The sequence below is a fragment of the Bradyrhizobium sp. LB13.1 genome, assembly GCF_054056815.1.
Map to the genome: position 1 here is coordinate 5,086,562 of NZ_JBSRYQ010000001.1, position 11,675 is coordinate 5,098,236.

An 11,675-nucleotide genomic window follows, 5' to 3' on the forward strand; every position below is an offset into this window, starting at 1 on the left:
TTGCATCGCGCCAATCAAAATGCCCGCGCCTTGCGCGGGCATTTTCATTTTCGGGATGCGGTGATGCCAAGACCTTTTGATGCCAAGACCTTTCGATACCAAGACCTTTCGATAGCAAGGCTGCGATGCCAAAGGCCGTGATGCCAGGCTGTTTGATACCGAGGCTGTTCCACGACAACCTCTCGTCAAGGATTTACGGTTAAAATTTTACGCAAGGGATCGACCACGCCGACAATGGCGGGCATCGGGCGACGGCAAACAGAGCAAGCGGGGCTCACACGGGACGGGCGTTTGTAGCGTGGTGCCGGAGTTAGCCGTTATGCGTACGAAGCAGAGTATCCTTGGCCTCGTTTACACGGGCAGCGAGATACGTCGAGCCCCCCTGGTCGGGATGCAATTTCTTCATCAGGGACTTGTGGGCGCGGCTGATATCGTCACGCCCCGCCCCCGGCTGCAAGCCAAGGATCTGATAGGCCTCCTCCGCCGTCATTTTGCCGCTCGCCACCGTGCGGCGCTGCCCCCCTGCCGCGTTGCCCTGCGCGTTCTGACGCCAGGCGGGAAACCGGCGGTCCAGATAGCTTTCAAGTAAGGCCACGCTCTCGGCGTCGAACGCCGGGACCATTGCCAGCAGGCCAGCGAGATCGAACTCGTCGAGATCGCGCCCGGCATGAGGCCCGGCGACGATCCGGCCTCCGAGCTGGCCAGACTCGTGATCGAGCCGCATATCCAGGAATTGCGAGCGCACGCGTGAGGCCTGACCGGCCGGGCGCGTCGCGCCCCCGCCGAACAGCCCGCCGACGTTGCCCAAGCCGGCGTTTGCCAGCGGTGTCCAGCCCAGGAGCCCGGCGCCGAAGATCCCGAGCGGGATCGCCACCACCAATTCGCCCCGCAAGCCCGTGAACGCTGCGACAGCCAGCGCCACCACGCCGCCACCGAACCTGATCGTGCGTGCCAGCACGGCCGGATTGGCGGAACGAAACATCTGGAGCAGCAGATAAAGGGTGATAACAGCGATAGCGCCGGCAATCAGGGTCATGGCCGGAATATACTCGGCCTATCGTCAAAATGCATGGTGTCTTGTCCCCCGCAGACCGCGCCAGCGCTACTTCATCTGGCCGATCAGCCTGGCCGCGCCGCTGGCGGTCTTCGCCAATTGCAACAGCGCCTCGCGTCCGCCGGCGGCGTAGGCGGCAGCTGCGCGCAACAGCTCGCGCAACTGCGCCGCCGCGCCCGGATCGAACCGGCACCAGGCGCCGCCGGTCAGGCGCGCAATTTCGCGAAAGGCCTGCTCGGCGACGGCGTCATGGCCTTCCTGAAACACGAACACAGGTACCTTGAGCATGCCAAGCTCACCGGCCTTGGCACAGAGCTCGTCGACGTTCTCTTCCATGGCGTCGCCGACGAAGATAACGGCGCGCACCCCGGATGCGACCGCCTCGCGCCGCGCCTCGCTCAGCACCTTGCCGATCTGGGTGTCGCCGCCGCGGCAATCGATCGTGCTCATCAGCGCCGCAAGCCTGGCGCTGTCGGAAATCCATCCCGTGGCGCGGCACTCGTTGAATCCGCGATAGTAGACGAGCCGGATGTCGAGACTGCCGAGCGCGGAGGTCTCACGGAACATGTCAGCCTGAAGCGCGCAGGCCATGTCCCAGGTCGGCTGCCGGCTCATCGTCGCATCCAGCGCGAAGATCAGCCGGCCTTTCGCACCGGGAGCATGTGGCGACAGCGCTCGCGCGTTTGCGACGAAGGCGGCGATGTCCTCCGAGGTCGACGCCCCCGCCTGCGGCACCGCGCCGCCTGGTTTCGCCGAGACGGCCTCGCGGCCGCGCGGTTTGATGGGTTCGCCTGACATCCATTGACCCTGCGTGAGCGGCTAATGTGGTTAGCGCGCGCAGCCCGGTCAATGTGCAAAGCCCCCGCAGGCAGGGCCGGCGGGGGCTTCGAAAATCGAATACTGACGATGAAGAAGACGTCAGCTCTTGGCAGGCGCCATCAACGCGACCGGACCAGGCTCGAGAATCTTGGGCGGGGACGATTGCGTGTCGACCGGCGCGACCTCGCTGTCAGTCGCGCTCAGGAACTTGTCGAGCATGCCCTGGATCGAGTTCTTGGCTGCGTCCGGACCGGTGTCGCGCATGTCGTTGTGCTGGAATTCGGTCTTCACGACCTGGATGCCGGCCTTCTCGCATTCCTCGTCGGTCGGGATCACACCCGCATCGGTCTTGAACTGCGGGTCCTGCGAACGGAACGACAAAATCTTGAACTTGCCGGCGGTGACGAAGGGCACGCGCAGATTGTCGAGCGTGACGACCTTCTTGACCTCGTCCGGATACTGCTTGGCGAAATACATCGTGATGTCGCCGCCCATGGAGTGGCCGACCATCGTCACCCTGCCGTAGTCGGCGTTGGGCTGAACCTTCTTCATCTCTTGCATGGCAAGATGGATGTTGGCGACGCCGCGCAGGATCTGCGGCAGCCGGCCGACATAGAGCTCGCCGGGCTTGGTCACCATCGGAGGATCGGTCGGCAGATCATGCTGCGGGCTGACGACGAGGTAGCCGCGCGCAGCGAAGATGTTGGCGAGGAAGCCGTACTCCGTGTTCTTGACGGTATTGCCGTGGTTGATCACGGCGACCGGCATCGTGATCATGCCGGCATTGGCCTGCATTTCCTTGTCGCGACGGATCGCGATATCGACAGGCACGGCGCGGTTGTCGCGCGAGGCGTCGTAGAAGGTGATGGTCTCGTGTTTGATCGCCCACTTGCTCGCCGTGAAATAGGCGACGCCGCAGAGGGCACTGACCGAAACCAGAACGGCAATTCCACGCTTCATTTTCGTCCTCAGCCTCAGGCTCGTGCGGCCTGAATCCCTGTTGAAAATCGTGTTCTTCCGGAGCTCTTCGGCCCCTGGTCGCCTATTCCCTAATATATGTCACAGGGGCGTGACAGGAAGGCCAAATATTGTGAACTGACAGCCCTTTCATTGTGCGTCGCACACGTTTCTTGGGCATCCCTGCTCTCATACGGCTACGTCAGGGTGCACGTCACCCTCCTACGCAACGGTCTCGGATTGGGTTCAATTTCGCAGTAAACGCGAGGTGAAAACGGCCGAGCGAAGGCTCGGTTCCCGTGGGGACCCGGCCGCTTTGATCGACTGGAAGTAGCAATATACCGCCGTCTCAAGCGCCGAGGATGTCGTGGACCTCGAGCGGCTTATCGACCTGGCTGAACCACTCGGCGCGGTTGGCCGCACGGCGGCGGCCGCGCTCGTCGAGCGGAAGCTTGAGCTGGCGGAGCAGACTCGTCACCTCCTCCCGCGCGGTCAGATGGCCGAGATTGGGCCGCATGCCGAGCGTGGCCTCGTCGATCTCGTCCAGCGCGGTCAGGCCGCGCGGGAAGAACTCGCGATAGACGACGCGTTCGGCGAAGCCGTCGACGTAGCGGAAGCCGAGCCGCAGCGACAAATCTTTCAACCCCTCGGCGACGAGCTGCTTGTTGCGGGAGCCGAGCATCGACAGGCGGTTGCGCACGACGATCCAGTCGGTGGTCGCGCCGTCGAGCTGGCGGCGCTTGCGACGGGTGTCTCGCACCATCTCGGCGTAGTGGCTCTCGCCCGTCACCGCGTAGTTGGCGGGATCGACGGTGCCGAGCACGTCGAAATCGAGGAAGCTGTCATTGATCGGGGTCACCAGCGTGTCGGCCATCGAGTGCGCAAGCCGCATCAGATAGCTGTCGGTGCCGGGCGTATCGATGACGATGAAGTCGAAGCTGCTCTCGACCGCCGAGACCGCCTCCATGAACTGAAGGAACTCGGAATTCTCGTTCTCGGCGACCTGCATGGTCTCGCCGAGCTTGATGCAGCGATGCAGCGGCAGTTCGAGGTCAAGCTTGGTGCGGCGCGCCCAGGCGGAACGGTTGTTGATGTAATGAGTGAAGCTCTGCTGACGGCAGTCGAGGTCGATGGTGGCGACGCGCTGGCCGGCTTTCAGAAGCGCGACCGCGATGTGCAGGGCGGTGGTCGACTTGCCGGAGCCGCCCTTCTCGTTGCCGAGCACGACCACATGCGCCGCGCCGGACTGGCCTTGGCTAGCTTGCACAAGCATCGCGATCCTTAACACCCCTAACAAATATCTTCGAGTTGGCCGCGCCTGCGGTCAAGTGAAATGCGTGACAGGTAATGCAATTCGCACTGCGCCGTCCTTCATCATGAATCGCGGCGTCTTCTCTCGTCTGTGATCCAACCCACAACGTCGCGACATCGTGCGCGGCCTTGCGCGGGATGCTGTGCCGCAGTCGGACGCATGGCGTCCACGGTCGCCGCTTGTTAAGGTTAGTCTGCCGGCGCCGGGACGCGCTCGCCGATTCCCAACCCCGTCGAGTTCTGATGTCACGCAGCCCCTTGATCGCCCGCACGGTCCCCGCCTTGCGACGCGCGGTCGACAATCTTCGCAAGCGAAAGGCCACGATAGCGCTGGTCCCGACCATGGGAGCGCTCCATGACGGCCATGTATCGCTGGTGCGCCTCGCCAGGCGGCGCGCGAGCCGCGTGGTGGTGTCGATCTTCGTCAACCCGACCCAGTTCGCACCGACCGAGGATTTTGGCGCCTATCCGCGAACCTGGAAGGCCGATATCGCCAAGCTCGCCGCCGAGGACGTCGATATCGTCTGGCACCCCGGCGCCGAGGCCATGTATCCGGAGGGCTTTGCGACCCGCATCGTGCCGGAGGGACCGGCGCTGGCCGGCCTCGAGGACCGCTTCCGCCCGCATTTCTTCGGGGGTGTCGCGACCGTCGTCGGCAAGCTGTTCACGCAGTGCCGGCCGGATGTCGCGATCTTCGGCGAGAAGGATTTTCAGCAGTTGCGGGTGGTGACGCAGATGGCGCGCGACCTCGACCTCGGCGTCAAGGTGATCGGCTCCCGCACCGTGCGCGAGCGCGACGGGCTCGCGATGTCCTCCCGCAACGTCTATTTGTCGTCACAGGAGCGGCAGACCGCAACCACGCTGTACCGCGCCATGAAGGAGAGCGCTGAGCGCATCCGCGCCGGCGAAGCGATCGCTTCCGCAATGGCGCGCGGTGCCGGTATGATCACGGCGGCTGGCTTTGCGCTCGACTATTTCGAGGTGCGCCATGCTATCACGCTGGCGCCGGCCACCTCGCGCACGGACGGCCCTTTGCGGATCCTGGTCGCGGCCAAGCTTGGCAGCACCCGGCTGATCGACAATATCGCGGTCTAGAGCAATCCGAGATTGCGCAGCTCGCGCCGCATCGGCTCCGGCATCGCGGCGATCGAGCCGGCTGCGGACTTGCCGAGATCAGGCGGCACGGAATCGTCGGCGAGATAGCGCCAGCCCTGGAACGGGCGCATCGGCCGCGGCGACACCGAGATCACCTTCGGCTGCATCACGATCCGGCAGCGGCCGATGCCGTCCTTGTCGCGGAACGGCTCGATGCCGATGATTTTTTCGCGCGCGGCGACTTCGCCCTTGATCACCCAATAGAGCGAACCGCCCGACAGGATCTCGGCGTCGCGCTTGGGCACCATGCGGGTGATGTGGATGTGATGTTGCGGCAGACCCTTCTTCTTGGCGGTCCGCATCCGTTCGGCGATCCACTCCTTCAATTCCTTGACGGAGTCGCAACCGACCGCGAGCTTGATCAGATGTAGTGGCATGCCCCAGCATTAGCCGGGCAGCCACGCATTTGGAATGCCGATCTACTCGTTATCCGCAGCCGCGGGCGCCGCGGCCGGCGGCGCCAGCGGAACCGGCGGTGCCACCGGCGCACGCGCAGCCTTCGGCGCAGACGGTTTCTTTGCGGCGGGCGCGGCGGCCTGTGCCGAAGCCGCTGCCGGCGCGCGCGGAGCCGGCGAGGCCCCAGCGTTTGCGGCGGGCGCCGCCTGGCGCGTTGGCGGCTCCGGATTCATGATGCTGATCGGCGGCGTCGACGAGGCGCTCGGGAACTCCGCATTGGTCGGCTTGCCCGTCGGCATCGACGGCGGCAGTCCGGCAAGCGCGGCAGTGGCCGGCAACTGCGACGTTGCAGGCGCATTCCAGGTCGGCGCGTAGCGCGCGACCAGCGTGTCGTAGAGATGGGAATCCATGTTGGCGGCGACCTGCTGCTGATCGGTCAGCGAGCGGAAGGCCGCGCAGTCGAACTGTGTGCAGCCGTCGCGCGCAACCAGCACCTGCGCGACCAGGCCGTAGCGATCACGTTCCAGCGATCTGCGCAGCACCCTCACGTCGAGCGTCAGGCTCTTCTCGGCGGTCGCGGCATCGCCGAGCGCCATCAGCCGGTCGATCCTGGCCGCGGTGTAGGAGATCGCCGCGGCGGCTGCGTCAGGCGCGCCGAACAGCGACTTCTCGCAGCCAATGGCCACGGCATCGCCGGCGAGATCCTCGAGACAGGACAGCGCCGGCAGGCTCGCGATGACCGCGGCCTGAGCACGCGCCTCGGTCGGCGTGGCCTGCCCCGCCGGTTCAGAGATGTGCACATTGGCAGCCAATGCGACGGCAATGGCGAGCAGTGCGATGACGGTCAGCGCGCCGTTGGCGACAGATCTTTCGGCACGCAGCAGCGTGATCAGGAGGATCAGTCCGAAGAAGCCGGCAGCCGCCAGCGTCATCCACATCGGAAAGACCGGCGAGCGCCAGATTTGGTCGAGCGGCGAGGCCCATGCCCAGTTCATGCGCGACGTCCCCTCACGCGAGCAGAGAGCGAATGGTCAAAGCGAGCACCGAGAGTCGGCAACTGCCCCCGGCCCACCTTTTGAAGGTGAAGCGGGCCTTTTGACGGCGGCAGAATGGAATTCCCCGGTACGCGCCAACGCGCGGATAGCGTCGGCTTCAGGACAGCGCGAGCTGGCTTTCCTTGGCGACGCGTTCGAAGGCTTCGGTCGAGCTCTTGATCCGGTACTGGCAGTCGTCACCATCCGTCGGCAGCAGGCGGATGATCTCATACGATCCGCTGGCAGCGGGGCGTGCGACATTGCTGGCCGTGAACAACACGCGCGATCCAATAGGGAATTTGTGCTTCAACACCCTCTCCATCACTCAAACAACGCCTGCCACGCCCATGGTCCCACTGCGTCGGCCGGCCGGAAACCCGGCCGTCATATAGCATGCGGCCGGCCTTTTTGGCCAGCAGTATGCGACATGGCAAACCTGCCAATTTTGCAGTTATTTCAGAGTGATGTCCCCGGCCGCTGATACCGCTGGAACCGGTTCTTCAGGCGGCATGGGGCAAATGGCCGTCGGGGCTGGCGTGATCCACGGCCTTGGGCAGTTCCTCGGCCAGAATCTGGCCCAGCTGGTCGACCGGGATGTTGTAGCGCGCAGCCAATTGGCGGACGGTGTCGCTGCCGAGCACGGCGCGGAGCTGGTCGGCCGAGATCGGCAGGTTCTGGCCGTTGCCGAGCCAGGATTTGACCTGGTCACCGAACCCCGCCTGCTGGAGTTTTGCGACGATCGCGCCGAGGCCGCCCTGATTGCTGCTGCCGACCACCTCGTTCAGCACGGCCGGCAACACGGCTGCGCCGAGCTGACCGAGCGCGCTATGGAGCGCCGGGTTGTTCTCCAGCGAGTCCAGGATTCCCATGACTGTGCCCTCTCCTAAGCCGTAGCTCGGCCGCGATTGAGCGCCGCCATGCGTCGTGCCGTCAAGCAGCGCTCAATCACATTCGCGACTACACGTTCTCGAACTTTTCGATGACGAGCGTTTCGGCGAGCCCGTCCCGGGTCCATTCCTGGAACGCCGGCAGCGCCAGCATCGTGTCCATGTAAGCCTTGGTCTCCGGCGTGATTGCGATCGCGTAGGTGCGGAAGCGGTGCACGATCGGGGCATACATCGCATCCGCCGCGCCGAAGCGCCCGAACAGGAACGGACCGTTGGCGCCATACCGGGCCCGGCACTCGCGCCAGATCTCCTGCACGCGCGCGATATTGGCCTGCGCGTCCGCCGACAACGTCACGGGCCGCACCGGGCGGTGCAGGTTCATGCCGCATTCGTTGCGCAGGGCCATGAAGCCGGAATGCATCTCGGCGCACACCGAACGGGCATGGGCGCGGGCGGCGGCGTCGTCGGGCCACAGCTTCACGTCCGGGAAGCGCTCTGCGAGGTATTCGATGATGCTGAGCGAATCCCACACCGTGATCTCGCCATCGACCAGCACCGGCACCTTGCCGGCGCGGCTGAACGAGATGATCTGCTCCTTGTCCGCGGGATTGTCGGTGTAGAGCGGGATGACGGTCTCGACGAACGGGATGTCGTTGGCGCGAAGCGCGAGCCAGGGCCGCATCGACCATGACGAGTAGTTCTTGTTGCCGATTGCGAGTTTCAGCGCGGCCATGTCATCAGTCCTTCCCGAGACGTCTTGAAGCGAGCTGCTTTTAACGCCATCGCCTGCCGCCAATCAATCGTTGCTGCACCTCGCCATGCGTGGCAAGCGTTGCGATCCTCGCCAGGAGACAGACATGAGCAGGCACTGGGTCGACATCACCGCCGTCGGCTTCTTCATCATCGAATGGCTGGTCTACGCGCTGACGCTGGAGCATTCGGCCTATGGCCGCGACAGCCTGTCGGCACGCATGAACCGCTACCGCGAGGTCTGGGTGCGCCGGCTGCTCGACCGCGACGCGCGCATGGTCGACATGCAGATCATGGCCTCGCTGCAGAACGGCACCGCCTTCTTCGCCTCCACCAGCCTGATCGCGCTTGGCGGCGCGCTGGCGCTGCTGCACGCGACCAACGACGCCATTGCGATTCTCGGCAAGCTGCCGATCGACCTCAGCCCCTCGCCCGCGCTGTGGGAGCTGAAATGCGTCGGCCTCGTCCTGATCTGCGTCTACGCCTTCTTCAAATTCGCGTGGTCGTATCGCCTGTTCAACTATGTCGCGATCCTGTTCGGCGGCATGCCGCCGGTCTCGCAGCGCGGCACGCCGGAGGCGGAAGCCCATGTCATCCGCACCTCGCGCCTGTTTGAATCCGCCGGCCGCCATTTCAACCGCGGCCAACGCTCCTTCTTCTTCGCACTTGGCTATCTCGGCTGGTTCGTCAGCCCCTGGGTGCTGTTCGTGACCACGGCAGCCGTGGTGATCGTGACCTGGCGGCGGCAATTCGCCTCGAGTGCGTGGGAGGCGATGGCGCCGGAGGTGGTGGATGGCGATGAGATGAAGCGCGGTCGTTGATGGGCTACGCGAGAGCTAGCCGCCGAAATCCCGCGGGCTGAACGGAAGGTCCATCACCTTCCATTCCCCGTATTTGTCGGCCGGCAGCATCTTGTAGGGCTGGCAGGCCTGGAGCGCGCTCATTGCGGACTTCACGAGGGCCACGCCCTTCGCGGACGGCGGGGCTTCGATCAGGATCGGCTCGCGCGCCAGCGTGCCGTCGGTGGCGAGCACCGTGCGCAGCTTGATGTTGACGTTGTCGGTCGGCGCGACCCCGGCCGGCAGTTTGGCGCAGCTTCGCAAGTGACGACGCAGCTCGGCGATGATTTCGGCCGGCAGCTTGGCTGCGATTGAATCCTTGGCGTCGCCGCCATCGTCCTTGGGGGCGTCTTTCGGCAGCTCCAGCGGCAATTCCGGCGGCAGGCCCAGCATGACGCCGTACTTGACGGTGACGTCAGGCTCCGGCGCCTGATAGGCCGGCGGCGGTGCGGCCTCTGGCTGCTGCATCGCTTGCGGCGGCGGCGGTTGCGGCTGTGCGTTGGCCTCGCTCGGCTTTGGCAACGGCGCCTGCTGTGGCTGTTGCTGCTGCTGCGCAGGACGTTGCGGCTCGGGCGAGGCCTGCGGCGCCGGCGATGGTGATGGTGATGACGATGCCGCGGCCTGTTGCTTGGCCGCAGACTTCGTCGCCGCGGCGGGCTTGTCTTTGTCCTTGTCGGTGAAATCCAGCTTCGGCAGTTTGAAGTCGGGGATCGGCTCCGGCGGTTTCTGCTTGAGCTCGTCCTTGAGCTCGTCCTTGGCCTTCTCCTCGGCTTTGGCCTCCTCCTGCTTCATCTGCTCCGGCGTCACGATGCTGACGGAAACCGATTCGGGCGGGCTGGCGTGAAACGGATGGACTTCGCTGATCACGATGATCAGCGCGACCAGCGTCAGATGGGCGATCGCCGACGCTGCAATGTCCGTCCGTATGATCTTCCGCAGTTCCATTGCCTGACTTCGGGTTGCCAAGCTGGTCCTAGCATACGGCAGCCCCCTCTCAATCCCATTTTGGCGCGAAGCCGAAATCGGTCAAGCGACCCCTGGGACTGGCCAGCGCGGCGATCTGGGCCATCTCGTCGTTCGAAAGCTCGAAATCGAAGATATCGATGTTTTCCGACAGACGTTCGACGCGCGAAGTGCGCGGGATCGCAGCGACATTCTGTTGCACCAGCCAGCGCAGGCAGATCTGCGCCGGCGTCTTGCGATGCAGACGCCCGATCTCCGCGAGCGTCTGGTCGGTCTTGATCCGCCCCTTGGCGATCGGGCTGTAGGCGACCAGCGCTAGCGCGTGCTGGTCGCAGGCCGCCCTCACCTTCGCCTGGTCCAGATAAGGGTGGTATTCGACCTGGTTGCAGACCAGCGGCTCCGGCGACAGTGCGACCGCCTGCTCGATCAGCGCCACCGTGAAATTGGAGACGCCGATGTGGCGGGTCAGGCCCATGCGCTTGGCATGCGACAGCGCGCCCAGCGTCTCCTCGAGAGGCACGTGCGAATTGGGCCAGTGCAACAGCAGGAGATCGACGGAGGGAAGCCGCATGCGCGCCAGGCTCTCCTTGACCGAGCGCTCGAGATCGTGGGGTGCGAAATGGTTGGTCCAGACTTTTGTCGTCAGGAAGATGTCGTCGCGGCGCACGCCGGAGGCGCGCAAGCCGTCGCCGACCTCGCGCTCATTGTCGTAGACCTGTGCGGTGTCGATGTGGCGATAGCCGAGCCGGAGCGCCTGCTCGACCACGCGCGCGCACATGCGCCCGCTCAGCTCCCAGGTCCCCAGCCCGATCGCCGGTATCCTTGCGCCATTGGCCTCGACGAACAGCATGAGGAATCCTCTCTGTCGCGGTCGCCCCAAATCATCTTCCAGGCGTCATTATGAACCCGGCTGGTGACACTGCCAACGGACGACGCCGGCTGCCAGGCCGGATATTCGGCGCAATGCTAACGGGAGGTTCGCACCAGCTTTACGTCAGGTCTGGAGTTCAGGCTTTGGCGAGCGCCTGGAACACGGTGTCGGGCGCATGCGCGATCACGGCAAGCAGCGCGCGGGCCGGTCCCCGCGGGGCGCGCTTGCCCTGCTCCCAATTGCGGATGGTTTCGACGGGAACGCCCAGTTTGGCCGCGAACTCCATCTGGGTCAGGCAGGCGCGGCGGCGCAAATCGCGCACCGCGAGCGAGCTGGCTTCGGCCGGCGCTGCGCTGCCCGCAGGCTGGATTGGAAAGGGCTGGATCGGAAGCAGCTGGACAGGAAATTCTTGCCCGTCCCTCAACTCGACGATCCGTCCGTCCGCCTTCAACCGCACACGCATGCTCATTCCCCCAAGCAAGGCGATGATGCGGCAGGCCGCTTAAGTTCGGATTAAAGATAGCGGCGGCGTATACGGTCTCGTGCCCCCGGACGCAGCGCAGCGCTTCTTCAGCGGCGCGCTGCAGAGCCGGGGCCCATGTCGCCGCAATATCGTGTCGCTTCCGGGTCCGGTTCTGG

14 protein-coding genes are annotated in these 11,675 nt (G+C 64.9%); 2 read left to right on the forward strand and 12 right to left on the reverse strand.

The genetic code is table 11. From position 1 onward, the window contains the following. Window positions 1–310: 310 nt before the first annotated feature. The 4 genes from ACVWYI_RS24350 to ACVWYI_RS24365 form a co-directional block, all read right to left on the reverse strand. Window positions 311–1,036 (reverse strand): DnaJ domain-containing protein, encoded by a 726-nt coding sequence (locus tag ACVWYI_RS24350; RefSeq protein ID WP_247444347.1) that lies wholly within the window; start codon window positions 1,034–1,036, stop codon window positions 311–313. 66 nt (window positions 1,037–1,102) lie between these two features. Beyond that, window positions 1,103–1,852: a VWA domain-containing protein gene (locus tag ACVWYI_RS24355; protein ID WP_456663408.1), complete on the reverse strand. Its 750-nt coding sequence runs from the start codon at window positions 1,850–1,852 to the stop codon at window positions 1,103–1,105. Between the two features lie 120 nt (window positions 1,853–1,972). Then, window positions 1,973–2,833, reverse strand: a complete 861-nt coding sequence (locus ACVWYI_RS24360; RefSeq protein ID WP_247340699.1) for an alpha/beta fold hydrolase — start codon at window positions 2,831–2,833, stop codon at window positions 1,973–1,975. 346 nt (window positions 2,834–3,179) lie between these two features. Beyond that, on the reverse strand, window positions 3,180–4,103 hold the full coding sequence (locus ACVWYI_RS24365; RefSeq protein WP_456649574.1) for a division plane positioning ATPase MipZ: 924 nt from the start codon (window positions 4,101–4,103) through the stop codon (window positions 3,180–3,182). 281 nt (window positions 4,104–4,384) lie between these two features. On the opposite strand from ACVWYI_RS24365, the gene panC reads away from it, so the two are divergent. Next, window positions 4,385–5,236, forward strand: coding sequence for a pantoate--beta-alanine ligase (gene panC, locus ACVWYI_RS24370; protein WP_456663409.1), 852 nt, complete (start codon window positions 4,385–4,387; stop codon window positions 5,234–5,236). On the opposite strand, the gene ACVWYI_RS24375 is transcribed toward panC, so the two are convergent. The 5 genes from ACVWYI_RS24375 to ACVWYI_RS24395 form a co-directional block, all read right to left on the reverse strand. Next, on the reverse strand, window positions 5,233–5,673 hold the full coding sequence (locus tag ACVWYI_RS24375; RefSeq protein ID WP_456663410.1) for a DUF1489 family protein: 441 nt from the start codon (window positions 5,671–5,673) through the stop codon (window positions 5,233–5,235). The two genes, panC and ACVWYI_RS24375, sit on opposite strands and share 4 nt — an antisense overlap. Window positions 5,674–5,715: 42 nt before the next feature. After that, entirely contained in the window at window positions 5,716–6,687 is a 972-nt protein-coding gene (locus ACVWYI_RS24380; protein WP_456663411.1) for a hypothetical protein, read from the reverse strand. 157 nt (window positions 6,688–6,844) lie between these two features. Further along, window positions 6,845–7,048: a hypothetical protein gene (locus ACVWYI_RS24385; protein ID WP_007603227.1), complete on the reverse strand. Its 204-nt coding sequence runs from the start codon at window positions 7,046–7,048 to the stop codon at window positions 6,845–6,847. A gap of 178 nt (window positions 7,049–7,226) precedes the next feature. Further along, a complete protein-coding gene (locus tag ACVWYI_RS24390) occupies window positions 7,227–7,595 on the reverse strand; it encodes a YidB family protein (protein ID WP_456663412.1) in 369 nt (122 codons plus the stop codon). Between the two features lie 88 nt (window positions 7,596–7,683). Continuing rightward, window positions 7,684–8,346 carry a glutathione S-transferase family protein gene (locus tag ACVWYI_RS24395; protein WP_456663413.1) on the reverse strand — a complete coding sequence of 221 codons (663 nt, stop codon included), beginning with the start codon at window positions 8,344–8,346 and terminating at the stop codon, window positions 7,684–7,686. A gap of 124 nt (window positions 8,347–8,470) precedes the next feature. On the opposite strand from ACVWYI_RS24395, the gene ACVWYI_RS24400 reads away from it, so the two are divergent. Next, window positions 8,471–9,184: a DUF599 domain-containing protein gene (locus tag ACVWYI_RS24400; RefSeq protein ID WP_247340708.1), complete on the forward strand. Its 714-nt coding sequence runs from the start codon at window positions 8,471–8,473 to the stop codon at window positions 9,182–9,184. Between the two features lie 15 nt (window positions 9,185–9,199). Here ACVWYI_RS24400 and ACVWYI_RS24405 read toward each other — a convergent pair whose 3' ends face one another. From ACVWYI_RS24405 to ACVWYI_RS24415, 3 genes are all read right to left on the reverse strand, one after another. Next, complete coding sequence (locus ACVWYI_RS24405) at window positions 9,200–10,147, reverse strand: hypothetical protein (protein WP_456663414.1); 948 nt, start codon at window positions 10,145–10,147, stop codon at window positions 9,200–9,202. A 49-nt stretch (window positions 10,148–10,196) separates the two neighbouring features. Next, the gene (locus ACVWYI_RS24410; RefSeq protein WP_456663415.1) at window positions 10,197–11,015 is read right to left on the reverse strand and encodes an aldo/keto reductase; all 819 of its coding nucleotides are present in this window, start codon (window positions 11,013–11,015) and stop codon (window positions 10,197–10,199) included. 157 nt (window positions 11,016–11,172) lie between these two features. Beyond that, window positions 11,173–11,505, reverse strand: a complete 333-nt coding sequence (locus tag ACVWYI_RS24415; RefSeq protein WP_247445856.1) for a helix-turn-helix domain-containing protein — start codon at window positions 11,503–11,505, stop codon at window positions 11,173–11,175. Window positions 11,506–11,675 lie beyond the last annotated feature (170 nt).

What these genes read in the sequence shown, in the direction of transcription:
- ACVWYI_RS24350 (WP_247444347.1), bottom strand. Translation starts at nt 1,036, where the DNA reads ATGACCCTGATTGCCGGCGCTATCGCTGTTATCACCCTTTATCTGCTG.
- ACVWYI_RS24355 (WP_456663408.1), bottom strand. Translation starts at nt 1,852, where the DNA reads ATGTCAGGCGAACCCATCAAACCGCGCGGCCGCGAGGCCGTCTCGGCG.
- ACVWYI_RS24360 (WP_247340699.1), bottom strand. Translation starts at nt 2,833, where the DNA reads ATGAAGCGTGGAATTGCCGTTCTGGTTTCGGTCAGTGCCCTCTGCGGC.
- ACVWYI_RS24365 (WP_456649574.1), bottom strand. Translation starts at nt 4,103, where the DNA reads ATGCTTGTGCAAGCTAGCCAAGGCCAGTCCGGCGCGGCGCATGTGGTC.
- panC (WP_456663409.1), top strand. Translation starts at nt 4,385, where the DNA reads ATGTCACGCAGCCCCTTGATCGCCCGCACGGTCCCCGCCTTGCGACGC.
- ACVWYI_RS24375 (WP_456663410.1), bottom strand. Translation starts at nt 5,673, where the DNA reads ATGCCACTACATCTGATCAAGCTCGCGGTCGGTTGCGACTCCGTCAAG.
- ACVWYI_RS24380 (WP_456663411.1), bottom strand. Translation starts at nt 6,687, where the DNA reads ATGAACTGGGCATGGGCCTCGCCGCTCGACCAAATCTGGCGCTCGCCG.
- ACVWYI_RS24385 (WP_007603227.1), bottom strand. Translation starts at nt 7,048, where the DNA reads ATGGAGAGGGTGTTGAAGCACAAATTCCCTATTGGATCGCGCGTGTTG.
- ACVWYI_RS24390 (WP_456663412.1), bottom strand. Translation starts at nt 7,595, where the DNA reads ATGGGAATCCTGGACTCGCTGGAGAACAACCCGGCGCTCCATAGCGCG.
- ACVWYI_RS24395 (WP_456663413.1), bottom strand. Translation starts at nt 8,346, where the DNA reads ATGGCCGCGCTGAAACTCGCAATCGGCAACAAGAACTACTCGTCATGG.
- ACVWYI_RS24400 (WP_247340708.1), top strand. Translation starts at nt 8,471, where the DNA reads ATGAGCAGGCACTGGGTCGACATCACCGCCGTCGGCTTCTTCATCATC.
- ACVWYI_RS24405 (WP_456663414.1), bottom strand. Translation starts at nt 10,147, where the DNA reads ATGGAACTGCGGAAGATCATACGGACGGACATTGCAGCGTCGGCGATC.
- ACVWYI_RS24410 (WP_456663415.1), bottom strand. Translation starts at nt 11,015, where the DNA reads ATGCTGTTCGTCGAGGCCAATGGCGCAAGGATACCGGCGATCGGGCTG.
- ACVWYI_RS24415 (WP_247445856.1), bottom strand. Translation starts at nt 11,505, where the DNA reads ATGAGCATGCGTGTGCGGTTGAAGGCGGACGGACGGATCGTCGAGTTG.